Below are 24,220 nucleotides of genomic sequence, written 5' to 3'. Positions count from 1 at the left end.
GCCCGGTACGGTCGGGCGCCCGGGCGCGCAGCGCGAACGCAGCAGGGCGTGGCACCGTCCGCGGCCGGTCTCCTCGCGGTCGTCGTCGCGCTGGTACAGCTCGCCGCCGCACACGTCGCACACGCCCTGCCGGTGACGCGGGCCGACGGGCGCGCGGGCACGGGCCACCGCCGTCAGCCCAGGGCCGCGACCCGCTCGCGGTAGCCCCGCACCGGTGCGGCGTCCCGGTACGGCTCCAGCCGCCGCTCGAAGTCCCGTACGTACTCTTGCGCCCGCACCGAACGCATCTCGGCCGCCTGCTGCGCCGACTCCGCCGCGAGGGCGCACGCCTGCTCCACCTCGCCCAGCCCGAGCCGCGCCGTCGCCAGCACCACCCGGCACAGCAGGCGGCTGCGGGCGAAGCCCGCGCCCCGCAGTTGCAGCGAGCGCTCCGCGTGGAGCGCGGCGGCCCGGTACTGCTGCAGGTCGCGGTGGCAGTGCCCCGTCTCGTCGGCGAGCTGCGCCTCGTCGAAGAGACGCGCCCACGGAGGCACGTCCTCGCCCGACTTCGCCGCCTCCAGCGCCCTCTCGGCACGGGACAGGGACGACGTGCACGCCCGCACCTCCCCGAGCACGCCGTGCCCGCGCGCCTCCGCCGCGTGCAGCAGCGCCTGCACGACGGGCGGCGCCGCCGCCCCCGCGCCCTGCTGCGCGACGCGCGCCAGCTGCACCGCCTCCCGGCCGTGCCCGAGGTAGACGGCCTGCCTGCTCATCGTCACCAGCACGTAGCTGCCGTAGGCCCGGTCGCCCGCTGCCTGCGACAGCCGCAGCGCCTGCACGAAGTAGCGCTGCGCCAGCCCGTGTGCCGCGATGTCGTAGGACGTCCATCCCGCGAGCCGCGTCAGGTCCGCGGCGGCACCGAACAGCCGCCGCCCCAGCTGCTCCCCGTAGACGCCCCGCAGCATGGGCTCGACCTCGTGCTCCAGGTACCGCACCAGCGCCTGCCGGGCGTGGCCTCCGCCGTACGCGTGGTCCAGGGCGCGGAAGAGCTCGCCCACGGAGCGCAGCGCGTTGACGTCCCCGACGGTGACGCGCTGGCCCGGGCCCCTCTCCGTGCGGTCGGGCCGCTCCGTACGCACAGCCTGCCCGGAGACCCGCGCCGCGCCTGCCGCATGGAGGCCCTGGGCTCCCGGCGCCGGAGCCGTACCGCGCATCTGCGGCGGTACCCGCGCAGGCACCCCGGGGACGCCCCTGCTCCCCGTACCGCCCGCGCGTACCGCCCCGGGCCGCAGCCCGAGACCCCCGCCGGGGGGACCTCCGCGGCCAGCCGCCCCCTGCGCGCCCGGGCCGCCCTCGCCGACGTGACCGTGGCCGGGCTCAGGGTCCCCGCCGCGGGCCACGCGTTCGTCCGCGCGGCCGATCAGCCAGTCCCTGCTGGGGACGACCAGCCCCGCCGGCGTGAAGGCGATCTTCCGGAGCTCGGCGTGGCTGCCGGAGTCCTTGCGCCACAGGCCGCTGACGATGTCGACGGCCTCCAGCGGCGTCGAGGCGAACTCCAGCCCCGCGTACACCGGGGCGCAGGCGTCCAGGCCGAGGTCCTGCGCGGTCAGCCGACGGCCGAGGCGCCGGGTGAAGACCTCCGCGATCAGCGCGGGCGTCGTACCCCGCGGCTGCTGACCGCGCAGCCACCGCGTCACCGAAGTCTTGTCGTAGCGCAGGTCCAGACCGTGTTCGAGGCCCAACTGGTCCACACGGCGGGCCAGTCCGGCGTTCGAGAAGCCGGCCTCGGCGATGAGCGCGGCGAGCTGGCGATTGGGAATGCGCTGCGGGGATGACTGGGTGGCGGAGTCCCCAGATCGTTCCATCGTCATCAGCTTTACGGTCTCCTGCCCAGCGGCTTGCAGCAGGGCGCCGTAGCGCCCTCGGAACGGCGCGAACTTAACCGCCCACCTGTGACGACTCGCCCGCTTTGCCGCGCTTTCATCCGTACGTGTGAGAAGGTGAGCGGCTGCCGTAGCCGTGGCCTTCGGTCGTACAGTTGCCTCTGGGCGGCTCGGGCGGACACGTCCGTGCCGGCCGGCCCGCGCCCGGTCCGGCGACGCCGCCCCCGGACCGCGCCGGGCGCGTCCGTACGGCGCGACTTTGGAGGAGCCGTGAGCGAGCTGCGCTTTGTCCGTCTGGGATTCGGCGCCGACGCCGTCGAGTACCAGGAGGCGTGGCAGGAGCAGCGCCGGGTGCACGCCGACCGTGTCGCCGGCGCCATCCCCGACACCTGCCTGCTGCTGGAGCACCAGCCCGTCTTCACGGCCGGGCGCCGCACCGAGCCCTCGGAGCGGCCGATCGACGGCACGCCCGTCATCGACGTCGACCGCGGCGGGAAGATCACCTGGCACGGTCCGGGCCAGCTCATCGGCTATCCGATCGTGGAGCTGCCGCAGCCCGTCGACGTGATCGAGCACGTCCGCCGCCTCGAAGAGGCCATGATCCGCACCTGCGCGGACTTCGGGCTGGAGAGCACGCGCATCGAGGGCCGCAGCGGAGCCTGGGTACTGGGCGATCCCGTCGAGAAGCGGGCCGCCCTGGGAGGGCTCTCGCTCGACTTCGACCCGAGACTCGAGGACGAGGAGTTCGACGCCCGGCTCAGCGGCCCCGAGTACGCACCCTCCAACGCCGGGCAGCGCGGGGAGGACCGCAAGCTCGGCGCCATCGGGGTGCGCGTCGCCAGAGGCGTCACCATGCACGGCTTCGCCCTCAACTGCGATCCCGACAACACCTGGTTCGACCGGATCGTGCCGTGCGGCATCCGCGACGCGGGCGTCACCTCCCTCTCGAACGAGCTGGGCCGGCCCGTGACCGTCGCCGAGGTGCTGCCCGTGGCCGAGAAGCATCTGCGCGAGGTGCTGGAGACGCAGAAGCCGTTGCCCCGCGCGGTCTGAAGGCCGCACGCCCCCGCCGCGTCGCCGCCCTGTCTCTGTGAGGCCACCGGGGGGTGATGGCATCGGGAGCGGTGGGCGTACCCTGATATTCGCCGAGGAATCGAAAGTACGTAGGGAGCCGGACGTGTCCGCTGTCGCACCCGACGGTCGCAAAATGCTCCGCCTTGAAGTCCGCAACAGCCAGACCCCCATCGAGCGCAAGCCCGAATGGATCAAGACCCGGGCCAAGATGGGCCCCGAGTACAACGCGCTGCAGGACCTGGTGAAGCGTGAAGGGCTGCACACCGTCTGCCAGGAGGCCGGCTGCCCGAACATCTTCGAATGCTGGGAGGACCGCGAGGCCACCTTCCTCATCGGCGGTGAACAGTGCACGCGGCGCTGCGACTTCTGCCAGATCGACACCGGGAAGCCCGCGGAGCTCGACCGCGACGAACCCCGCCGCGTCGCCGAGTCCGTCCAGCAGATGGAACTGCGGTACGCGACGATCACGGGCGTCGCCCGTGACGACCTGGACGACGGCGGCGCGTGGCTCTACGCCGAGACCGTCCGCCAGATCCACGAGGCGATGCCCGACACCGGCGTCGAGCTGCTGATCCCGGACTTCAACGCGGTGCCGGAGCAGCTGGCCGAGGTCTTCTCCTCCCGGCCCGAGGTCCTGGCGCACAACGTCGAGACCGTGCCGCGCATCTTCAAGCGCATCCGCCCCGCGTTCCGCTACGAGCGCTCGCTGGAGGTGATCACCCGTGCCCGCGAGGACGGCCTGGTCACCAAGTCCAACCTCATCCTGGGCATGGGCGAGACGCGCGAGGAGGTCAGCGAGGCCCTGCGCGACCTGCACGGGGCCGGCTGCGAGCTGATCACCATCACGCAGTACCTGCGGCCGTCCGCACGGCACCACCCCGTGGAGCGCTGGGTGAAGCCGCACGAGTTCGTCGAGCTGCAGCAGGAGGCCGAGGAGATCGGCTTCGCCGGCGTCATGTCCGGTCCGCTGGTCCGCTCCTCGTACCGGGCCGGCCGTCTCTACAAGCAGGCAGTGGAGGCCCGCGACGCCAAGGCGGCGTGAGCCACCGGTCGGCGGGCGGGGCGGGGCTCGGCGTCCCCGCCCCGCCCGCCGCTGCTCCGGCATCCGGACGCCCGCCGCCCTGCCCCGTCCCGCCCCGTCCTGCTCCTCGACGTGACGTTGGCCGCACCGGCTTCCGAAGCCTTTGACCCCCTGGTCATCCGCTGGTAACACCTAACGGTGACGATGGCTGCACACACCGTTCACGCGAGCCACGCGACCACGGAGGGGACCGTCTTGCAGACCACGCTGCGTGCGCTGGAGAGCTTCGAGAGCCTGCTGCTCGGCAGGGGCCGGGAGACCGCCCTGCGCAACGCCTGGACAGCGGTGCTCGAGGACCGCCGCCGAGCTGCGGAACGTACCGAGGCCCAGCGGGTACTGGAGGCCGCGGCCACCAGCAGGCCGGCCGCCACGTAAACTTCCCCGCATGGCGAAGGAAGACTCCGAGAACCCCGGGCGGCTCAAACAGATCGCCCTGACGTACAAGATGACCCGGCGTGCGGACCGGAAGATCGGCTGGATCCTGGCCGGCGTGGGGCTTGTCACCGTGGGTGTACTCCTCGCCATCGGTTTTCTGATCGGGCACCCCGTCTACGCAGGCATCCTGGGCGCCGTCCTGGCGCTGCTCGCCATGGCGATCGTCTTCGGGCGCCGTGCCGAGCGGGCCGCCTTCGGCCAGATGGAGGGCCAGCCCGGCGCCGCGGCGGCCGTGCTGGAGAACATCGGCCGCGGCTGGACCGTCACGCCGGCCGTGGCGATGAACCGCAGCCAGGACGTCGTGCACCGGGCCGTGGGCCGTGCCGGCATCGTCCTGGTGGGCGAGGGCAACCCGAACCGGCTGCGGTCGCTGCTGTCGTCGGAGAAGAAGAAGATGGCCCGCGTCGTCGCGGACGTACCGGTGCACGACTTCGTCGTCGGGGACGACGAGGGCCAGGTTCCGCTGAAGAAGCTGCGCACCACGCTGCTGAAGCTGCCGCGCGTACTGCAGGGCAGCCAGGTCACGCAGGTCAACGACCGGCTGCGGGCGATGGGCGACCTGATGAGCAACATGCCGATCCCGAAGGGCCCGATGCCCAAGGGGATGCGGATGCCGCGGGGCCAGGGCGGGCGCTGAGCCGCCGGCGACGCCGCAGACACGCGAGAGGGCCGGTGCGGGAGCAGAGCCTCCCGCACCGGCCCTCTTGCGTGTTCCCGACGAGCCGCAGCAGGCCGCGAGGTGTTTTCGCTTCACGTCCGGGGCGCCCGGTGAGGTCGCGTCCGTCAGGTCAGATCCTGATCTGCACCGCTCCCGAAAGCCTGTCGTGCAGGCCGCGCCCGTCGCGGTCCCACACCAGCGCGGGGACGGCGAGGCCGAGCAGCACCGTACGCACGGCCACCTGCCACAGGGGCAGCCTTGCCAGGCCGTCGAGCGCGACGACGCGCAGCCCGAGGAGGCGCTTGCCGGGAGTGCAGCCCACCGTCCCCACGGTCAGCAGGCTCATCACGAGGAACACCGCCAGGGCCCAGTTGTTCGCGGCGCGCAGCTCACCGTTCGAGAGCAGCCCGTAACCGATCAGTGCGGCGATGGCCCAGTCGATGAAGAGCGCGCCCAGGCGCCGTCCGAAAGAGGCGATGGAGCCCGGGCCGTCCTGCGGCAGGCCCAGGCGCTCGCCTCGGTGGCCGAAGTCCGCGCCCATGCTCTCCGCCGCGGCGCGGGGGCCCGAGAGCCACGAGCCGATAGCTTCCCTGTTGTCCACCCGACCACGGTAGCGCGCAGGGGGAGCGGCCTGGTTTGCAGGTCGGCAGGGGGCGGGAGTTCACTGGTTAACATCGGTGAAACAGTCGGGTCACGCTTGAGAAATCGCCCCTGCCTAGGCTCGCCGTCAGCGCGCGCCACCGCACTGGCCTGCGTCCCGAGCAATTCCCGTCCCTCCACGGCGGGACTAGGAGGAGTTGGATGTTCCAGAACGCCGCCGAGGCCAAGCAGTACATCGAGGAGAACGACGTCAAGTTCGTCGACGTCCGCTTCTGCGACCTGCCCGGCATCATGCAGCACTTCACGGTGCCGGCCGCCACGTTCGACCCGGCCGAGAACCTGATGTTCGACGGCTCGTCGATCCGCGGCTTCCAGGCCATCCACGAGTCGGACATGGCGCTGGTCCCCGACCTCTCCACCGCCCGTCTGGACCCGTTCCGGGACGAGAAGCACCTCAACATCAACTTCTTCATCCACGACCCGATCACCGGTGAGCAGTACAGCCGCGACCCGCGGAACGTGGCGAAGAAGGCCGAGGCGTACCTCGCCTCCTCCGGCATCGCCGACACCGCCTTCTTCGGCCCCGAAGCGGAGTTCTACGTCTTCGACGACGTGCGCTTCGAGACCAAGGCCAACGCCGGCTACTACCACATCGACTCCGAAGCGGGCGCCTGGAACACCGGCGCCGTCGAGATCGGCGGCAACCGCGGCTACAAGGTCCGCTACAAGGGCGGCTACTTCCCCGCACCGCCCGTCGACCACTTCGCCGACCTGCGCGCCGAGATCTCCCTGGAGCTGGGCAAGGCCGGACTCGAGGTCGAGCGCCAGCACCACGAGGTGGGCACCGCCGGACAGGCCGAGATCAACTACAAGTTCAACACGCTGCTCGCCGCCGCCGACGACCTGATGCTCTTCAAGTACATCGTGAAGAACACCGCGTGGCGCAACGGCAAGACCGCGACCTTCATGCCCAAGCCGATCTTCGGTGACAACGGCTCCGGCATGCACGTCCACCAGTCCCTGTGGAGCGGCGGCAACCCGCTGTTCTACGACGAGCAGGGCTACGCGGGCCTGTCGGACACCGCCCGCTACTACATCGGCGGCATCCTCAAGCACGCCCCGTCGCTGCTGGCGTTCACCAACCCGACGGTGAACTCCTACCACCGCCTGGTCCCGGGCTTCGAGGCGCCGGTCAACCTCGTCTACTCGCAGCGCAACCGCTCGGCCGCCATGCGCATCCCGATCACGGGGTCCAACCCGAAGGCCAAGCGCGTCGAGTTCCGGGCGCCGGACCCGTCCTCGAACCCGTACCTGGCCTTCTCGGCGCTGCTGATGGCGGGCCTCGACGGCGTCAAGAACAAGATCGAGCCGGCCGAGCCGATCGACAAGGACCTCTACGAGCTCGCCCCGGAGGAGCACGCGGACGTCGCGCAGGTCCCCACCTCCCTCCCGGCGGTGCTCGACGCTCTGGAGGCGGACAACGAGTACCTGCAGGCGGGCGGCGTCTTCACGTCCGACCTGATCGAGACGTGGATCGAGTACAAGCGCGAGAACGAGATCGCCCCGATGCAGCTGCGGCCCCACCCGCACGAGTTCGAGCTGTACTTCGACATCTAAAGGAGGGCCTCTGAACTGCGAAAACGCAGTTCTGGGCTTGTGTCGTCGGTGCAGGTCAGCGACTCGCTGACCTGCACCGACGCTTTCGTATCAGCACCGCGGTCGCGTGTATCGAATTCTCCCCATCCCAGGTGGGTCTGGGTGGGATTTGAAACATGCCCGAGCTTACCGACCGCCTCATGCAACGCCTGGCGGGCTTGCCTCCGACCTTCACCGCGCGCCAGGCCCGCGCCACTGGGCTCCCCTCACGAGATCTGGCCACCTTGGCCTCCGCCGAGGAAATCGAGGAGATCTCCAGAGGTGTCTACCGCCGGGCCGACGCGGCACCGACAGCCCACGTCGACGTCCTCGCAGTCTGCACGCGGGCACCGCACGCGGTCGTATGCGGGGAGTCCGCACTGGCGCTGCACGAACTGATCGACGACATCCCGTACGAGGTGCACATCGCGGTACCACGGGGCACACACCGCCCGGTGATCGCCTATCCCGCGACCCGGACGTCCCAATATGCCGCGGATGCCTTCGGCTACGCGATCGACCGGTTGGAAGCCGCTCCCGGCGAGACCATCCCCGTTTACAGCCCCGCCCGTTCCGTCGTGGATGCCATGCGCCTCGGCGGGGCCGCAGGCAGGCCCCTCGCGCTCAGCGCCTTCAACCGCTACCTGCGCCGGCACGGCCAGGGCGGCGTCGCCGACATTCAGGAAGCCGCTCAGACACTCGGTGCCCTGTCCACCATCCGCCCGGCTATCGAAGCGGTGCTCGCCTGATGCCCAACCCCACCCGCGACACAACCGCCGGGCGTATCTACAACGACCTACGCAACCTGCCCGCCGCACCGGACGCCCAAGCGACCAGTTGATGCTCGAATACGTCCTGGAACGCTTTCTGTTCCGGTTGAGCAATCACCCCGAGGCGGCCGGCACTTCGTGCTCAAGGACGGCCTACTGCTCGCCCAGTTCGGCGCCCGTCGCATGACACGCGACATCGACATCCTCGGCCGTTCGTTTTCCGGTGACGAAGCCGAGATCACCCGCCGCATCGCGGCCATCGCCGCCACCGAGGCCGACGACGGGGTCGTCTTCGACTCCACAAGCCTGTCCACCGTGCCCATCCGTCAGGACGAGGAATACCACGGACTCCGCCTGACCATGGCCGCGAGTCTCAGCCGGGCGCGACTCAAGCTCCAACTCGACGTCAGCTTCGGCGATCCGGTGACTCCCGAGCCGAAGTTGATCGATTACCCGCAGACCCTGGTAGGAACGCCCTTCCCGCTCTACGGCTACCCGATCGCGACCGTCATCGCAGAGAAGCTGTCCACCGCCGTCGCTCTCGGAGATCTCAACACCCGGGACCGCGATTACGCAGACCTCTACCAGTTGATCACCCGGCACCGTCTCGACGGCAGTGAACTCATCGATGCCCTCACCGCGACCGCCGAACATCGAGCCATCCGGCTACGCCCACTCAGCAGCGCCATCACCGACCTGCCGACGCGTCGTCAAGCTCCGTACACCGCCTGGCTACGTCGTCAGGGTCCCTCAGCCGAAGACCATCCCGAGAACCTCGCGGAGTTGGTCGCCCTCGTCGCAAACCTCGCCGACCCGCTCCTCACCGGCACCGCCACGCAACGAATCTGGGAACCGCAAGCGAAGGCTTGGGCCTGAAGCCCCAATCCTTGGGGCCAGTGCCCTGCCGCTCAGGAACTCCGAGTACTCGCACGATCTAAGCCGCGGGCCGGGCGACCTCAACGCCGACGTCGAGACCGGCAACCTGACGGACCTCGACGAGTTCCTGCGGCAGTTCCATGCCGGCTACCACCCGTCCTGCGACGGCGAGCAGCCGGTCATCCATCCTCAGCCGGCCGGCGTCGCCGTCACCGGCAGCGCGGCCCGCTACGTCGGCTGGCACGCGATCACGATCCTGCGGACCGCGCCGGACCCGCAGGACGTCATGCGGGTGTATGTCTTCAATCCGAACAACGACAGCGGCCAGGACTGGGGCGACGGCGTCGTCGTCTCCACCGCGGGCAACGGAGAGCGGTTCGGTGAGGCATCACTGCCGTTCGACCAGTTCGCCTCCCGGCTTCACGTCGTCAGCCTGGTTGCCGTGGGTCGTGGCGGTTGCAACGGGCAGTGGCTTCGAGGGCTTGTCGCAGACCCCGACGCCGCAGGAGTAGTAGGCACGCGACCGCGCGTGTTGCGCATGTACGCGGACAACGCTGCGACTCCGTGCGGGGGCCGCTCCGACAGCGCCGGCGGAGAGTTGCCGGGAGGTACCTGCCGCTGTCCTGGCAGTTCCCCCGGCATGAGAGGTAACTCACCGTCGCAGCACCCTGCAGGGTGTAATCGAGGTGTGGGAAGAGTGTTAACGTCAGGTGTCGGCGCAAGCCGCAAGTAGTAAGCAGTAAGCCAGAGTTGGCCGGTACAGAAGCGAGGCTTCTATACAGGGCCTTCTGGATGGAATTCCGCCCGCCCGTGAGACTACCGGGCCGGTCGTAGAAACGCCGCACTGCACGACCAGCAGCTGAACTGCACCAGGCCGTATTTCAACGGTGTCCGCTCTTCCGGGACACCGTCCTCTTTCGCATGCCACAAAGCAGGAGACCATGCCCGTTCAATCAATGGCGGAACTCGTGCGCTTCGTCCGCCGCAATTCGTCCTTCTACGCAGGGCTCTACTCGGGACTTCCCGACCGAGTGGAGGAGCTGACGGAACTCCCGGTCATACCTCAGACCGAGTTCTGGCAGGCCAACACCCCTCGCGGGAACACGCTGCTGACCGGTCCGCTCGACGAGGCGGTGGTTTTCAAGAGCGGCGGGACCACCGGTGCGCCGAAGTTCTCCTTCTACACCCGAGAGGAATGGAACGAATTCACCACTGCTTTCGGAGCCGGGCTGGTCGATGCCGGGCTGCGGCCCGGTCAGCGGGTCGCCGACCTCTTCTACACGGGCGATCTCTACGCCAGCTTCAGCTTCATTCTGGATGCGCTGCACCGGGCCCCGGTCGCCAACGTCCGCCTTCCGATCGGCGGCGCCGCGCCCCTGGCCTCGACTGTGAGCACACTCGAGCAGTTCGACGTCGAGGTGATCGCCGGAACGCCGACGACTTTCTGCTCCCTCGCCGAGTACTTGCAGGCTGAGGGGCGCCGACTGCCCCACGTGACGACCCTTCTCTTCGGCGGCGAGAGCATCTTCAGCGATCAGCAGCGCCTGTTGGCGACGGCCTTTCCCAACGCCCGTGTCGCCTCCATCGGTTACGCCGCGGTAGACGCCGGTCTCGTGGGAGCCGCCGTACCGGGCGGCGACCCGCGGCTGCACCGTGCCTTCACCCCGCACACCGTGGTGGAGATCCTCGACGAGGAGAGCGGAGAACCCGTCACTGTCACAGGCGTCCCCGGCCGCGTCGTCGTCACCGACCTGCGCCGGCGCCTGATGCCGGTCCTGCGTTACCCCGTCGGCGACCGCGCCGAGTGGACCGATACCACCGCCGGGCACTTCCGCATTCTCGGACGCGCAGAAGAAGGACTCCGCGTAGGCCCGGTGGCGCTGCACACCCAGGACGTGCACGACCTGGTGCGATCGGCCGACCCCGCGGGCAGCATCAGCGGTCTGCAACTGGTGGTGCGCCGCTGGGAGGAGCGCGACGGGCTGGTGCTGCGCCTCGGCTCCGACCTCCGGGACGAGGACCTGCCCGAACTCACCGCGGCCGTGGACAAGGCGTTCCAGGCGGCCCGCCCGATGTACGCGGCAGCGGTCGCCGCCGGGCACATCCACCCGATGGCCGTGGAGTGGGTGCGGCACGCCGACCTCGCGGTCAACTCCCGCTCCGGGAAGCTGATTCGCGCCATCGACGAGAGACCGCACGAATGAGTGCGGCGAAGGGGCCCCGCGGGCGGCTGCCCGTCGTCCTGCGCAACCCCGCCTTCGGCGCCGTATGGATCGCCCAGGTCCTCACGCAGGCATCGGCCCGGATGTTCCAGGTCGGCATCGTCTGGTGGCTCGTGCAGTACGCCGCCGAGTCCGAACCGGGCCTCGCCTCCGGAGCGTTCCTCGCCGTGAGCACGCTCCCCGCGGTCGCCCTGGCCCCCGTGGTGGCCGCCGTCATCGCCCGCAACCCGTACCGGTCGGTCCTGGCCGTAGCGGCCGCCGCGGCCGGTCTGGTCGCCGCCTGCACCGCGGCGTGGGCGTTCACGACTCCGCTGCCGATGGGCGTCGCCTACGGCGCGGCTCTGCTCATCTCGGGCTGCCAGGCCCTGTTCGACCCCTGTCTGACCACGTCCGTACCCGAACTCGTCGACGATGCCGACATCGAGGCGGCGACCGGCTTCGAGCTGTCCACGCAATCCCTCGCGGGGCTGGCCGGCGGCCTCCTCGGCCCGCTCGTGGTCGACGCCTGGGGGCTGCCGGGCATCGTCGCCGGATGCGCCGGCGCGTACCTGCTGGCCGCCGGGCTGATCGGAGTCACACGCTTCCCCGGAACGGCTCCGCGTGGGACGGGAGCCGAGGGGACGCGGGACGGGGGAGCGGCGGCACAGCTCGCCGAGAAGCCGGCACCGGGCAGCGAGCAGCATGCCGCCCCACGTCGTACGCTGCGGCGGATCCTCGCCGAAATGCCGTTCATCCGGCGGGTGCTGCTCTGCTTCGCCGCGGCGAACGTCTTCACCACTGCTGTCTTCGTCGTCATGCCGCTCTACACCGCTTCCGTGCTGCGTGCGGACGGCGCGACCGTGGCGCTGCTGGAGGCGTCGCTCGGCATCGGCACCCTCGCCGGGTCGTTCACCGGTGGCCGGCTGCCGGGGCGTCCGACCTCGGTCGGCGCCGTCTGCCTGGGATTGATGGCGGCCTCGTTCGCCCTGCCGGGCATCCTCGCGGACCGGACCGCCTACGCGGCGGCCATGGTCGTCGCGGGATGGTGCGTGGGCGCCGTCGGTGTGCGGTTCGTGGCCTTCTTCCAGCGGCTCGTACCGCCCGCCGACAAGCCGGGGTTCTTCGCGGTGATGCAGTCGCTGCTCGGAGCCACGTTCCCGCTCGCCTCACTGCTGTTCGGCGTCCTGGGCGACCAGATCTCGCCGCGCACGCTCTGCCTTGTCCAGGCGATCGGCCTGGTGCCTGTGGCCATCGCCCTGTGGTGGACGGGCGCCCGCGGGAACGCCGCCGACGAACGGACGTACTCACCCGATACCGGGGCGACGGCAACAGCCGTCGCGCAGCCCCCGGGTGCAGCGGGCTCCGAGGAGTCGCCGTCCGGGCAGGACCCCGGGCACGTTCCGTCGGACGCGACGACCGCCACCGCCACCGCCACCGCAGAAGGAGGAGCACGATGACCGTCACGATCACCCCCGCAGTCCTTCAGGACGTCGCGGAACTGCGGCAGTTGTACTTCGATGTCTACGGCCACGGATACCCGGTGCCGCTCGGCAGCGACCCAGCCGAGATGCGACGGCTCATCACCGATCCGCACTCCCACTGGCTGGTCGCGCGCAAGTCCGGCGCCGGGGAACTGGCCGGCTCTGTCGTCGTTCAGACCGAACCCGGGAACCGGATCGGCAAGATCGTCGGGCTCGCCGTCCACCCCGTCCACCGCGAGGGGGGACTGGCCGGCCGTCTGACCGCCGCGGTCTGCGCCGATGCCCTGGCCACCGGTTCACTCGACTCGATCTACGCGACGGTGCGGGTGGTGACCGAAGGCCCCCAGCACGTCGTGGTGCGCAACGGGTTCCGCCCGCTGGGGCTGATGGCCAACGCCGTCGAGGTGGCGGGCTGCGAAAGCCTCGCCCTCTTCGCTCTCTTCGCGGACGACGTACTGAACCGCCGCGAGCACGTGCCGTGTGTGCCGGCCCCGCTGGCTCCGCTCCTCACCGCCGCGGAGGAGACCTCCGGCATCAGCTACGCGAACGTCCGTCCCATCGAGGCGCCGGGCACCGGCCTGCTCTCCGGACCGGTGGCCCCCTCCACCGCGGCCATGGAGATCGTCACCGCCCGCCACTTCGTCAACCGCCGCTTCCTCGAACAGTTCCCCGACCCGGCGGGACGCTTCTTCCCGCTGCACTCGCCGAACGCGATCCTCACCCCGGCGGACGGCGAGTTCGAGGCGTACGCGGATCTGGACCCGGTCACCGGAAGCTGCTCGCTCATCGCGGTGCACCCCTACCCCGCCGCCATGGCGCACGCGCTGGAACCACTGATGACCGCGGTCACGCGTACCGGCGCGGACTACGTCGAGACGCTGCTCCCGCTCTCCGACACCGCTGGGCTCAGCGCCTTCCTGGCCGCGGGATTCGTTCCCAGCGCGCTCTATCCCGCGATGCGCCGCGTCGGCGACCGCTTCCACGACTACGTCGTGCTCTCCCGGACCAACCGCCAGATCGACTTCCGCGCCACCGCCGTCAGTTCGCTGGTGCAGCCGTACCTGAGCGCGTACCTGAAGGCCTGGACCGCGACGTACCTTCCCCTTCACGAGGTTGTCTCATGAACCGCCATCTGCTTCCCGCCGAGGTCCCCGATCCGGCATCGCTGCGGCACGTCCAGCAACTGTGCGACCTTGCGGCACCTTACGAGCAGGGCCCCGAGACCGACGCCCTCTTCGCTGCCGCGATGGCCGAGAGCAACTCATGGCATGCCGAACGCTCCCCGTTCTACAAGTCGTTGCTGACGACCGAGCCCGAGACGCCGGCTCCCAGCGTGGGCCCGGACGTCCGCGCGCCGCTGGTGCACGCCAACCTCTTCAAGCGCCATGAACTGCTCTCCATACCCCGTGACGAGGTCTTTCTCCACCTCACTTCCTCCGGCACCACCGGTCAGAAATCGCAGATGTTCTTCGACGAGTGGACCATCCGCTCCGCCCAGCGCATGGTGGCCCGCGTCTTCGACCACTACGGGTGGATCACCCCGGACCGACCCGTCAACTACCTGCTCTACAGCTACGAGCCCGCACCCACGCTGAAGCTCGGCACGTCCTTCACCGACAACTACCTGTGCGACTTCGCACCGGCCCAGGACACCACTCACGCCCTGCGCCACACCGGCACGGGACACGAGTTCGACGTACGCGGCTGTATCGAGGCGCTCCAGCGGTACGCCGACGAGGGGCTACCGGTACGGATCTTCGGTTTCCCGGCATTCCTCCACTTCACCCTGGAGCGGATGCGTTCCCTGGGGGTCCCTCCGGTGCAGCTGCCGCCCGGCTCGCTCGTCGTGCTCGGCGGTGGATGGAAGGGCCACGCCGACCGCCAGATCGGCAAGGACGACTTCTACGCGGAGGTCACCGAGCACCTGGGCATCCCCTCCGAGCGGATCCGCGACACCTTCGGGTCCGTCGAGCACTGCGTGCCCTACGTCGAGTGCGAACGGCACCGGCTGCACGTTCCCGTGTGGTCCCGTGCCGCCGTACGCGACACCGCCACCCTCGAACCGCTTCCCCACGGTGAGCGCGGCTACCTCCACCTCGTCTCCCCGTACATCACCTCTGTCCCCGCGCAGAGCGTGCTCATGGGCGACCTCGCTTCGCTGCACCCCGGCGAGGAATGCGGCTGCGCCCAGCCGACCCCGTGGTTCACCGTCCACGGCCGGGCCGGAGTGAGCCGCAACCGCAGCTGTGCGGTGGCCGCCGCCGAACTTCTGAAGGGAATGGCATGACCAGCGCACCGACCCACGGAGCGACCAGCGGACTCCACCTGTGGCAGGGCGCGTTCATCGACGACGCGAAGGCCGCCGAGCTGCTCTCCGACCTGCCTGCCCTCACCGAGCGCACGATGGCGGAGCAGCTGCCCACCGACGTCGTGCTGTGCGCCTGCGACCGGCTCTCCGTGGCGCTGCGCACCCCCGGCGACCCGGTGCACGCCCGGCTGACGGACTGCCTCACCGAGGGCGGCACGGAACTGGAGGAAGCGGCCTCCCTGCTCGCGGAGTTGGCCCACGCCCTCAGCCGCCCGGCCCTGGAGCGCAAGCTCCGCCGCGAACTCGGCGGACTGCACCCGGAGCGGTTCACCCGGCCCGATGCCCGGGAGACCGTCTACGAGGCGTGGGCGCCCGTCGGTCTCGTCGTGCACATCGCACCGGGCAACGCCGCGGGCGTGGCTCCGCTGAGCGTGGTCGAGGGACTTCTGACCGGCAATCTCAACGTCCTGAAGACGAGCAGCTCCGACACGCCGCTCGCCCCGCGTCTGCTCGCCGAACTCGCCGCCGCCGACGAGACCGGCATTCTCGCCCGCCGGGTCATCGCCCTGAGCTTCCCCTCCAGCCGCCGCACATGGCTGGAGCCCCTGTGCGCCGCGGCCGACGCGGTCGCCGTCTGGGGCGGCGAGGACGCCGTGGCCGGCGTCGCCGCGCTCACGCCGCCCGGCTGCCGGCTGGTCGAGTGGGGCCACAAGATCTCTTTCGCGTACCTGACCCGCGATGCCTGGAGCGACCCCGTCGTCCAGTCCGCGCTCGCCGCGGACGTCTGCCGCCTCGACCAGCAGGCCTGCTCCAGCCCTCAGGTCGTCTACCTAGACACCGACGACCGGGAAGAGGTCTTCGCCTTCGCGGACAGCTTCGCCGCCCGACTGGCCGAAGTCTCCGACAAGTTGCCTCCCACACGGCTCGACGTCGCCGAGCACGCCGAGGTCACCAACACCGAACTCGTCGCCCGGCTCGAACAGCACCTCGGCCTGACCCGGGTCGTCGCCGCCGAGGACGGCTCCTGGCGCGTCCTCGCCGACACCCGTCCCGCGATGACCGCCTCACCGCTCCACCGCAGCGTGTGGGTGAAGCCGCTGCCGCGCCGCGACATGACCGCCACCCTGCGCCCCATGCGGCGCTACCTCCAGACCGCGGCGATCGCCGGCACCCGCGCGGACGTCGCGGAGCTCAGCCGCTCAGCCGTCAGCGCCGGAGTCACGCGAGTGACCCCCGTCGGTTCCATGCTCGACGCCTACGACGGCGAACCCCACGACGGCGTCTACGCGTTGCAGCGGTACAGCAGGCGGGTCGCCGTGCAGGCCGACGAGCGTTTCACCGCCACCTCCTGCCTGGACGACCTCGTGGCGCCTGCCGTACAGCCGGCCCCGCCCACCGGCCCGCTGCTCGACAAGGCAGGCGTCCAGGAGCAGTTGCGCAGCCTGGCCCCCGAACACGCCCACCTGTACTTCCGCAGCGGCGGCAGCACAGGCGCGCCCGCGCTCTCGGTCTTCACCAACGCCGACTACGACACCCAGATGCGCGCCGCCGCGAACGGCCTGCTCGACTCCGGGTTCGACCCGGCACGCGACCGCGCCGCCAACCTCTTCTACAGCGGCAGCATGTACGGCGGTTTCATCAGCTTCTTCTCCATACTGGAGCGGCTGAACGCCACGCAGATCCCGCTGTCCGCGGGCACCGACCTCGCCGCAGTCGCGGAAGCCCTCGTGGCATACAGGGCCGACACCCTCTTCGGTATGCCCTCCTACCTCTGGCAGCTCTTCCACGCCCAGGGCGAGACCCTGCGCGCCTACGGCGGAGTCCGGAAGGTGTACTACGGGGGCGAGCACTTCACCGCCGAGCAACGCCGTGTCCTCACCGTGGACTTCGGCGTCGAGGTGATCCGGTCGGCCGCGTACGGCAGCACCGATCTCGGGCCGTTGGCCTGCCAGTGCGAGCACGCCGAAGGCTCCGTCCATCACGTGCTGACCGACCTGCACACCCTGGAGATCCTCGACCTTGACGAGGACAGGCCGGTACGGGCCGGTGAACCGGGGCGACTGGTCTTCACCAGCCGGGCCCGGTCCGGGCAGCGGCTCGAGCGCTATCAGATCGGCGACATCGGCCGGGCGCTCGACGGTGTGTGTCCCTGTGGCAACCGCGCCCCGCGGATCGAACTCCTCGGCCGTCATGGCGATGTGGCACGCGTCGGCACGAACTCTTACCACTACCGGCGCTTCGTCGAAGCGGCCGAGACGTGCCTCGGCTACCGCGGCGAACTCCAGATCGTCCTCACCTCGGAGGCCGCGCGGGAACGGCTCACCGTCCGGCTCGACGAACGCTATGCCCCGTCGGCGGACTCCGCTCGTGCCGCCTTCCTGGCGGAGGTTCCTGACCTGCGCTCCGCGGTCGAGGAGGAGGACCTCCTCACGTGCACGGTCGAGATCACCGACAGCGCCGCGTTCGAACGGACAGCGGCCAGCGGCAAGTTGCGCACGTTCGTGGACCGGCGCAGGACGGGATGACGACGTTCAGCGCAGGAAGCCGGAGGCGCCGTGATGTGCACCGGTTGTGCACCGACCCTTAAGTCCTGCATCTGTGCAGGCCGGGGCACGTAGGCAGCTGTACTTCGACGTCCAAGGGCCGGGGCCGGTCGACTTGGCCTTCGGGAGGGCGGGCAACGGTGGCCCGCGGAAGGCGCGTTCGGCGTCTTCCGCAGGCCCCTGCGTGTGTCCGACCTCGGCGCACAGAGAGCGCGCCCGGCCTCGGACCCGACGGTGGGAGGTCAGGTGCTGTCACTCGTGGACGATCACCTGGGAGCGGCGGACCCGGGGCGAAGCAGACTCACAGGCTCGTGGGTCTTCTGAGGGCTTGCAGCTTTCCCGCGGGCAGCCGGTCGTCGCCCCAGCTGCGCTCGATGTAGCCGATGATCCGCGCGATGTCCCCGGCGGGCACCCGCTCGGGTTCGCCGCCCTCGAGCGGGTCGGTGTGGAAGATGTAGAGCCGGGAGGCGAACTGGTCGAACGGCAGTGATGCCTCGCCGAACCGCTCGCCGTTGCCCGCGGTGGAGACGACGACGCCGTCGCCCCAGTCCTGGCCGCTGTCGTTGTTGGGGTTGTAGAAGTACACCCGCATGACGTCCTGCGGATCGGGCGCGACCCGCAGGATCGTGATCGCGTGCCAGCCGACGTAGCGGGCCGCGCTGTCGGTGACGGCGACGCCGGCCGGCTGCGGATGGATGACCGGCTGCTCGCCGTTGTAGGACGGGTGGTAGCTGGCGTGGAACTGCCGCAGGAACTCGTCGAGGTCGACCAGGTTGCCGGTCTCGACGTCGACGTTGATGTGGAATCCGCGGGCCGCCCACCAGCCGTGGAACTCGGGGTTGACCCACCGGTGCGGGTCACCCGGCCGTCCGGCGCAGCGCCGCCCCATCTCGGCGTAGATGCGGTCCAGATGTGGCACCACCAGCAGCGACACCGGGTCCAGGTCGGTCGGCAGTGTGCTCGCGACTCCGGCCTCACTGTCCTTCGACGAGATCGGCTGACCCTCGAAGTGCATGAGGATCTCGTTGTCGCGGGCCGCCCAGACCACCACTTGCAGCAGGTAGTCCGGGTCGTTGTACGACCACATCGACAGCGCGCGGGCAGACTGGCAGGTGGGGTTGTCGCCCTGACCGACGCCGAGCGGCTGCCCCAGCACCGAGAGCACTCCCGCGACCAGCCGCGCCTGTGGATTCGGCACGTCGCCGAAGACCGCCGTCAGCCTCTCCTGCGCGACCGGCGAGAGTTCGAGCCCCAGCTGGCGCCACAGCGCGGGCACGATCGGCGGCTCGTAGAGGATGCCGCGGTCGAGCAGCAGCGCCAGCCCGTAGATGCACTGGGCGGTCTGCGGGTGCACGGCCACGTCGATCAGCCGGTGCACCAGTTGGCTGTAGCGCATCAGGCAGTTCCGGCCGGTGTCGGACAGCCCGAGCGCCTCACCGATGAGGTAGTCGCTCTCGCGCAGGAGGTACCGCAGCAGTTCCGCGTGGTACGGCGACACCAGGCCGGTGTCGTGCATCGCCCGCGCGAACCCCGTCGCCTCGGACTGCAGGCCGCCGGTGTCCATCGCCTCGAGCCGGGAGCGGAAGACGTCGATGCCCGGGTCCTCCCGGCACGCCTCGGTGGTTCCGAACAGGCTCGTGATGAGCCGGTCGATGCCGTGCCCAGACGACACGCCCAGATCCACGTCCGGGTCGTCGCGGTAGACCGCGATCCGCGTGATCAGGGACTGCACCGACTCGACCTGGACCGGACGCTGGCGCAGGATCCGCCAGATCTCGTCGACCAGGTTGTCCAGGATGCTGTCGTAGCCGATCTCCTCGGCGAGGTGGCGGAACATGTCCCGGACGAGCTGTGCGGCACGTCCCTGCTGGGTTCGTTCCGCCTCGCTGGGCGGGGTGAACATCAGCTCCATGTTCGCCGCCAGCACCTGGGACAGGAACTGGCGGGCGTCCTCGGCGGGCAACGTCGGGTGTGCGAAGTCGCCGCGGGCGACGGCGAGCATCCGCAGCTCGCTGGTCGCCTCCATGACGACGGTGTCCACGTCTCCGCTGTGCAGGCTCGGGCCGACCAGCGACGGGATGAGGATCTCCGGTGAGGCCCAGTCCGTCCCCTGGAACAGCCCCGCTTCCTCCAGGGACTGCGCTCTGGCCTGGACAGCCGCGGCGCCGCCGGGCTGCATGAGCACCCGCCGCAATGCTTCCAGGACCCGCCGCAGCTTCGTGTGCTTGCCGAAGTCGCGGGTCTCGGCCATGGCCTGGACAGCGTCGTCGAGTGAGGTCACGCGCTTGTCCAGCGTCGTGGCCTCACCGCTGGCATCGACGGTCGGTTTCACTGGGTTTCCCTTGGTCAGGTCTCCTGCGTCCACAGAGCCCGATCAGACGTAGAAGTCGAGCTCTTCCTGCTTCTTCAGCAGGTCGCGCATCCGGTACGCGTCGTCGCCGAAGAAGTACACCAGACCCCAGTGGGTGCCGAACGCGGTCCTCTTGGTGACGGTCTCCTCGAGCGGCGACGAGAGGTCGTGCGACTCGTAGTAGTCGTCGTCCTCGGTCTCCTGGGGGATCTGCAGTTCGCGGACGACGCGGCGGCGGGGGTAGACCCCGAAGCAGCCGGCGACCCCGGACGCGTCGACGACCTCGCGCGGAAAGAAGGCGTCGATCTCCTCCTCGGTCGTCTTGGGGTCGAAGGCCAGCACGAGCCCCTGGTAGGCGTTGAATCCGTACGCCCGCTCCAGCAGCTCGAACACCTTGAAGCCCGGCGGCCGGTAGGCGACCTCGCCGAAGTACATCTCGCCGTCACTGGTGACGAAGTACTCGGGATGCACGAAGCCGAAGTCGATCTCGAAGGTCTTGATGAGCTTCTCGATCTGCGCCGTGATCTGCGGACGGTAACGCTCGAGTTCCGGGGTCGCCGGCACGAAGACCGAATATCCCAGCGTGACGTATTCGGAGATGTTGAGGAATTTGATCTTCCCGTTGTGTATCCACGCCTCGACCGCGAACTCCCAGCCGTCGAGGTGCGACTCCATGAGGAACGGGAACTCCTCTTCCGGAATCGAGTCGACCTCGTCCGGGGTGCGGATGACGCGGTGTCCGAGGCATCCCGCCTTGTCGAACGCCTTGAGGTGAATCGGATCGTTCGGGTCGCCGTCCAGCTTGAGGAGTGTCTGGTTGACGCGCTTCAGGAAGCGGATCACGTCGTCCCGGTCGTGGGCTTCCTCGAATATCCCGACCCGGATGCCGCCGAGCTGCGCGCGGCGTTTCATCAGGGCCTTGTCGCGCAGCAGCATTGCCTGACCGTACAGACGCGGGTTGTCCAGCAGGACGGAGTTGATCGCGCCCGCCCATTCCACCGTCTCTTCGAACAGCGGTATCGCGACGTCGACCCCCTTCTGCTTCAGGGTCTCGGCGATCTCCATGGAGCGGTCGTTGAGCCGTTCGAAGTTCCACGGCACGTAAGGGATGTCGTGCTCGATGCAGTACTCCTCGGCCCACTCCGGCGCCACGACGATGTATCGCCGGTCGAACCGGTCGAGAGCTTCCACCGCATTGATGCTCCAGCCGAGCAGCGCTACGTAGCCCTTTTCCGGGTTCCTGACCGCCGCTTCGCCCTGTGGCATAGACCGATTCTCCTTTGTGCGTGCGCTGGTCGACGACGTGGAGACACCACCGTACCGGCCGGTGCGGAGAGCGTGCGGGCCTCCGCGTAAGGCCTGGGTCGAGTCCGACGCCGCATACCCGCTCGTCAGTGAACGATGCCTGCTGCGGCGCCGGCACGATCCGATGGCTGTGCCGGCCCGGGCACCATGTTGCCGTCGTACCCCTAGACAAGGCCCGAACGCAATGTGCCGTTCGACTCGCACCTCCTGTTGCTCCGCCCGCGGTGCGCGGCACAGTCAGGCCAGCGGTGCGCCGTCCTCGGCGACCTCGGCGGCGGCCGGGTCGAGCACCCGGCGGAGGAAGGTGCGGGTGCGCTGGTGCTGCGGGTCGCCGATCACCCGGTTCGGGGGCCCCTCCTCGACGATGACGCCGCCGTCCATGAAGACCACGCGGTCCGCGACTTCGCGGGCGAAGCTCATCTCGTGGGTGACGACCATCATCGTCATGCCTTCGTCCGCGAGGCGTCGCATCACGGCGAGGACGTCCCCGACGAGTTCGGGGTCGAGTGCGGACGTCGGCTCGTCGAAGAGCATCAGCTCCGGGTCCATGGACAGGGCGCGGGCGATGGCCACACGCTGCTGCTGGCCGCCGGAGAGCTGGGCCGGATAGACCGACTCCTTCTCGGCTACGCCGACCCGCCGCAGGTTGGCCCGTGCGATCCGCTCCGCCTCGTCCTTGCTGCGTCCGAGAACGCGCCGTTGGGCGATGGTCAGGTTGGCCAGCACGGACAGGTGCGGGAAGAGGTTGAAGCTCTGGAAGACGATGCCGATGCGGCGCCGGACCCGGTCGATGTCCACGTCGGGGTCGGTCAGTTCGGTGCCGGACAGGGAGACGCTCCCCGCCGTCGGCTCCTCCAGGAGGTTCACGCACCGGAGCAGCGTCGACTTGCCCGAGCCGGACGGCCCGATGACGCACACGACCTCGCCGCGGCGCACCGTGAAGTCGACGCCCTTGAGCACTTCGAGCTTGCCGAAGGACTTGTGCAGCCCCTCGACCCGTATCGCGGCCTCGTCGCCGGCCGGTTCGTCCTGGCCGGCCGCCTTCACCTTGCGGACGGCCGCTTCTCCGTTGTGCGCGGTCACCTTCGGTCACCTGGCTTTCGCGGTACGGGCCTCGAGCCGCCGGACCAGGTGGCCGAGCGGGAGGGTGATGATCAGGTAGCACAGCCCGGCGACGAGGATCGGGGTCAGGCTGCGGTTCTCGTTCAGCGCGTCACGGCCGAACTTGGCCAGCTCGTACTGGCCGAGGGACAGGCCGAGCAGGTAGACCAGCGAGGAGTCCTTCGTCAGCAGGATCAACTCGTTGGTCAGCGGCGGCAGGACGATACGGAACGCCTGCGGGATGACTATCGAGCGCATGGCCCGGCCCTGCGACATCCCCAGCGAACGGGCCGCCTCGACCTGGCCCTTGGGCACGGCCTGGATGCCTGCCCTGATCGTCTCCGCCATGTAGGCGGCGCCGACGAGGCCGAGGGCGAGCATCACGGTGACGTACTGGTTGATGACGACCTGGAAGGCGATCGGGACGCCGAAGCCGAGCGCGATGAACACCAGCAGCGCCGGCACGCCGCGGAAGAACTCGATGTAACAGGTCGCCAGCCACCGGTAGGGCGGCACCGAGGACAGCCGCATCAGCGCCAGGATCAGGCCCAGCGCAAGGCCGAAGCCGAACCCGAGGAGGGTGTAGACGACGGTGTTGACCAGGGCGGTGGTGATGATGCCGGGGAACTGGGCCTGCGCGACGTCGAGGTCGAAGAAGGCCCTGCGTATCTCACCCCAGTCGGCGCCGAAGACCATGCCGACTACGACGAGAGCCAGCACGCCGTACTGGACGGCCCGAAAGGCCCGCTTCCGCTGCCGGCGGGACATGGACATGTGGTGTGCGCTCCTCAACTGCTGCCTGCTCGCCGGCACTTCCGGCCTGCGACCGGACCGGGACCTACTTCTCGGGCGCCTCGCCGAACCACTTCTTGTAGATCTTGTCGTAGGTGCCGTCGGACTCGGCCTTCTTCAGCACCTCGTTGATCTGCTTGCGCAGGGCGGAGTTCCCCTTGCGAACGCCGAAGCCGTACTGCTCGCCGGTGTCGAACTCGGCGGTGACGTCCGTGTCCGGGTTCGTCTTGACGTAGTCGTAGAGCACGCCGTTGTCGTTGATGCCCGCGGTCACCTGTCCCGACTTGACGGCGGTGAGCAGCAGGCCGACATCCTCGAACTGGACGAGTTCGACGCCCTTCGGAGCCTTCTCCTTGGCGTACTCCTCACCGGTGGTGGAGGCCTGGACGCCGAGCTTCTTGCCCTTGAGGTCCTTCAGCGACGAGTACTTGGCGCCCTTCTTGGCGATCAGGGCCTGAGTGGCGTCGAAGTACGGGGCGGAGAAGTCCAGGTTCTTCTTGCGCACGTCGTTGATGGTCATGCCGGCGGCGGCCGCGTCGCACTTGTTGGCGTTGAGGTCCTCGCCGGACTGGATGCCCTCCCAGGGCGTGTCCACGATCTTCTGGTCGACCTCGAGCTCGTCGGCCACCAGGTCCATCATGTCGACGTCGAAGCCGACGACCTTGCCGGACTTCTTGAACTGGAAGGGCTCGTACGGCAGATGCGTACACACCGTCAGCTTGCCCTGCGCGACCAGCTGGATCTCCGAGCCTCCCGCGCCGGACGACTTCGTGCTGGTGCAGCCGGCCAGCAGGCCGCACGCCAGGGCGAAGGGGACAGCAACTGCGACCGGACGGAACGGGGTACGCGCAGACAACTTCGAGCCTCCTGGGGGAACGTTCGGCAGGCCGCACCCGAAAGGGCGAGTTGCGCTGCATCCTTGCATTACGCGCGGATGTTGTCGCTGGTGGAAGAGTTGCGACCGGATAACGAACCCGAGGATCACCGTAGAGTGACGTCAGGACCACGCGGCGGCGCTGCCGTATTCCGTCGCGGGAAGAAAATCCGAAAGCCCCAGGCGCCCGGATAGCAGGCGTTCTCGGGTCCTGTGACCGCGGTCCTCATGGGAATCCCGCCACCCCTCCCTATTTCCGGCCAGGCGTGGGCGC

At 69.6% G+C, this 24,220-nt stretch carries 20 protein-coding genes; 12 read left to right on the top strand and 8 right to left on the bottom strand.

Annotated features, from left to right (window positions below; all coding sequences use genetic code 11):
- Positions 1-173: 173 nt before the first annotated feature.
- Positions 174-1,850 carry an NsdA family TPR-like regulatory protein gene (locus tag IEY56_RS20225; protein WP_189038652.1) on the bottom strand — a complete coding sequence of 559 codons (1,677 nt, stop codon included), beginning with the start codon at positions 1,848-1,850 and terminating at the stop codon, positions 174-176.
- A 282-nt stretch (positions 1,851-2,132) separates the two neighbouring features.
- On the opposite strand from IEY56_RS20225, the gene lipB reads away from it, so the two are divergent.
- The 4 genes from lipB (at position 2,133) to IEY56_RS20205 (ending at position 5,089) form a co-directional block, all read left to right on the top strand.
- Complete coding sequence (lipB, locus tag IEY56_RS20220) at positions 2,133-2,915, top strand: lipoyl(octanoyl) transferase LipB (RefSeq protein WP_189038651.1); 783 nt, start codon at positions 2,133-2,135, stop codon at positions 2,913-2,915.
- Positions 2,916-3,039: 124 nt separating this feature from the next.
- Entirely contained in the window at positions 3,040-3,978 is a 939-nt protein-coding gene (gene lipA, locus IEY56_RS20215) for a lipoyl synthase (protein ID WP_189038650.1), read from the top strand.
- A gap of 183 nt (positions 3,979-4,161) precedes the next feature.
- A complete protein-coding gene (locus tag IEY56_RS20210) occupies positions 4,162-4,392 on the top strand; it encodes an SCO2195 family GlnR-regulated protein (protein ID WP_229712066.1) in 231 nt (76 codons plus the stop codon).
- A gap of 10 nt (positions 4,393-4,402) precedes the next feature.
- On the top strand, positions 4,403-5,089 hold the full coding sequence (locus IEY56_RS20205) for a DUF4191 domain-containing protein (RefSeq protein WP_189038649.1): 687 nt from the start codon (positions 4,403-4,405) through the stop codon (positions 5,087-5,089).
- A 151-nt stretch (positions 5,090-5,240) separates the two neighbouring features.
- Here the strand turns inward: IEY56_RS20205 and IEY56_RS20200 are convergent, their stop codons facing one another.
- Positions 5,241-5,711, bottom strand: coding sequence for an RDD family protein (locus tag IEY56_RS20200; RefSeq protein WP_189038648.1), 471 nt, complete (start codon positions 5,709-5,711; stop codon positions 5,241-5,243).
- A gap of 200 nt (positions 5,712-5,911) precedes the next feature.
- On the opposite strand from IEY56_RS20200, the gene glnA reads away from it, so the two are divergent.
- The 3 genes from glnA (at position 5,912) to IEY56_RS20185 (ending at position 8,991) form a co-directional block, all read left to right on the top strand.
- Positions 5,912-7,327, top strand: coding sequence for a type I glutamate--ammonia ligase (glnA, locus tag IEY56_RS20195; RefSeq protein ID WP_189038647.1), 1,416 nt, complete (start codon positions 5,912-5,914; stop codon positions 7,325-7,327).
- 155 nt (positions 7,328-7,482) lie between these two features.
- The gene (locus IEY56_RS20190) at positions 7,483-8,094 is read left to right on the top strand and encodes a type IV toxin-antitoxin system AbiEi family antitoxin domain-containing protein (protein WP_189038646.1); all 612 of its coding nucleotides are present in this window, start codon (positions 7,483-7,485) and stop codon (positions 8,092-8,094) included.
- A gap of 159 nt (positions 8,095-8,253) precedes the next feature.
- Complete coding sequence (locus IEY56_RS20185; protein ID WP_229712053.1) at positions 8,254-8,991, top strand: nucleotidyl transferase AbiEii/AbiGii toxin family protein; 738 nt, start codon at positions 8,254-8,256, stop codon at positions 8,989-8,991.
- Positions 8,992-9,049: 58 nt separating this feature from the next.
- On the opposite strand, the gene IEY56_RS20180 is transcribed toward IEY56_RS20185, so the two are convergent.
- Positions 9,050-9,235 carry a hypothetical protein gene (locus IEY56_RS20180; protein WP_189038645.1) on the bottom strand — a complete coding sequence of 62 codons (186 nt, stop codon included), beginning with the start codon at positions 9,233-9,235 and terminating at the stop codon, positions 9,050-9,052.
- A gap of 697 nt (positions 9,236-9,932) precedes the next feature.
- Here IEY56_RS20180 and IEY56_RS20175 point away from each other — a divergent pair.
- Genes IEY56_RS20175 through IEY56_RS20155 form a run of 5 tightly spaced genes read left to right on the top strand, consistent with a single transcriptional unit; the run spans position 9,933 to position 17,506 of the window.
- Complete coding sequence (locus IEY56_RS20175; protein ID WP_189038644.1) at positions 9,933-11,195, top strand: phenylacetate--CoA ligase family protein; 1,263 nt, start codon at positions 9,933-9,935, stop codon at positions 11,193-11,195.
- The gene (locus tag IEY56_RS20170) at positions 11,192-12,649 is read left to right on the top strand and encodes an MFS transporter (RefSeq protein WP_189038643.1); all 1,458 of its coding nucleotides are present in this window, start codon (positions 11,192-11,194) and stop codon (positions 12,647-12,649) included. Before IEY56_RS20175 ends, IEY56_RS20170 begins: the two co-directional genes overlap by 4 nt.
- Entirely contained in the window at positions 12,646-13,797 is a 1,152-nt protein-coding gene (locus IEY56_RS20165) for a GNAT family N-acetyltransferase (protein WP_189038642.1), read from the top strand. Before IEY56_RS20170 ends, IEY56_RS20165 begins: the two co-directional genes overlap by 4 nt.
- Entirely contained in the window at positions 13,794-14,960 is a 1,167-nt protein-coding gene (locus tag IEY56_RS20160; protein ID WP_189038641.1) for a LuxE/PaaK family acyltransferase, read from the top strand. The genes IEY56_RS20165 and IEY56_RS20160 overlap by 4 nt, the downstream gene beginning before the upstream one ends.
- Entirely contained in the window at positions 14,957-17,506 is a 2,550-nt protein-coding gene (locus IEY56_RS20155; protein ID WP_189038640.1) for an acyl-CoA reductase, read from the top strand. Before IEY56_RS20160 ends, IEY56_RS20155 begins: the two co-directional genes overlap by 4 nt.
- Before the next feature lie 319 nt (positions 17,507-17,825).
- Here the strand turns inward: IEY56_RS20155 and IEY56_RS20150 are convergent, their stop codons facing one another.
- The 5 genes from IEY56_RS20150 to IEY56_RS20130 form a co-directional block, all read right to left on the bottom strand.
- Positions 17,826-19,856 carry a hypothetical protein gene (locus tag IEY56_RS20150; RefSeq protein ID WP_189038639.1) on the bottom strand — a complete coding sequence of 677 codons (2,031 nt, stop codon included), beginning with the start codon at positions 19,854-19,856 and terminating at the stop codon, positions 17,826-17,828.
- 42 nt (positions 19,857-19,898) lie between these two features.
- Positions 19,899-21,140 (bottom strand): ATP-grasp domain-containing protein, encoded by a 1,242-nt coding sequence (locus IEY56_RS20145; protein WP_189038638.1) that lies wholly within the window; start codon positions 21,138-21,140, stop codon positions 19,899-19,901.
- 276 nt (positions 21,141-21,416) lie between these two features.
- Positions 21,417-22,226, bottom strand: coding sequence for an amino acid ABC transporter ATP-binding protein (locus IEY56_RS20140; protein ID WP_308424159.1), 810 nt, complete (start codon positions 22,224-22,226; stop codon positions 21,417-21,419).
- 42 nt (positions 22,227-22,268) lie between these two features.
- On the bottom strand, positions 22,269-23,054 hold the full coding sequence (locus IEY56_RS20135) for an amino acid ABC transporter permease (RefSeq protein ID WP_189038637.1): 786 nt from the start codon (positions 23,052-23,054) through the stop codon (positions 22,269-22,271).
- Positions 23,055-23,118: 64 nt separating this feature from the next.
- A complete protein-coding gene (locus IEY56_RS20130) occupies positions 23,119-23,928 on the bottom strand; it encodes a basic amino acid ABC transporter substrate-binding protein (protein WP_373292142.1) in 810 nt (269 codons plus the stop codon).
- Between the last annotated feature and the right edge of the window lie 292 nt (positions 23,929-24,220).

The sequence above is a fragment of the Streptomyces daqingensis genome, from assembly GCF_014645895.1.
Classification (GTDB): Bacteria; Actinomycetota; Actinomycetes; order Streptomycetales; family Streptomycetaceae; genus Streptomyces; species Streptomyces daqingensis.
The sequence above is the reverse complement of the archived record's forward strand: the minus strand, read 5'-3'. Positions and strand labels throughout refer to the sequence as shown.

Excerpts from the sequence above, each read along its gene's own strand:
- IEY56_RS20175 (WP_189038644.1), top strand. The coding sequence starts at position 9,933 with ATGCCCGTTCAATCAATGGCGGAACTCGTGCGCTTCGTCCGCCGCAAT.
- IEY56_RS20210 (WP_229712066.1), top strand. The coding sequence starts at position 4,162 with ATGGCTGCACACACCGTTCACGCGAGCCACGCGACCACGGAGGGGACC.
- IEY56_RS20170 (WP_189038643.1), top strand. The coding sequence starts at position 11,192 with ATGAGTGCGGCGAAGGGGCCCCGCGGGCGGCTGCCCGTCGTCCTGCGC.
- IEY56_RS20135 (WP_189038637.1), bottom strand. The coding sequence starts at position 23,054 with ATGTCCATGTCCCGCCGGCAGCGGAAGCGGGCCTTTCGGGCCGTCCAG.
- IEY56_RS20205 (WP_189038649.1), top strand. The coding sequence starts at position 4,403 with ATGGCGAAGGAAGACTCCGAGAACCCCGGGCGGCTCAAACAGATCGCC.
- IEY56_RS20165 (WP_189038642.1), top strand. The coding sequence starts at position 12,646 with ATGACCGTCACGATCACCCCCGCAGTCCTTCAGGACGTCGCGGAACTG.
- IEY56_RS20160 (WP_189038641.1), top strand. The coding sequence starts at position 13,794 with ATGAACCGCCATCTGCTTCCCGCCGAGGTCCCCGATCCGGCATCGCTG.
- IEY56_RS20155 (WP_189038640.1), top strand. The coding sequence starts at position 14,957 with ATGACCAGCGCACCGACCCACGGAGCGACCAGCGGACTCCACCTGTGG.
- glnA (WP_189038647.1), top strand. The coding sequence starts at position 5,912 with ATGTTCCAGAACGCCGCCGAGGCCAAGCAGTACATCGAGGAGAACGAC.
- IEY56_RS20225 (WP_189038652.1), bottom strand. The coding sequence starts at position 1,850 with ATGACGATGGAACGATCTGGGGACTCCGCCACCCAGTCATCCCCGCAG.
- IEY56_RS20145 (WP_189038638.1), bottom strand. The coding sequence starts at position 21,140 with ATGCCACAGGGCGAAGCGGCGGTCAGGAACCCGGAAAAGGGCTACGTA.
- IEY56_RS20190 (WP_189038646.1), top strand. The coding sequence starts at position 7,483 with ATGCCCGAGCTTACCGACCGCCTCATGCAACGCCTGGCGGGCTTGCCT.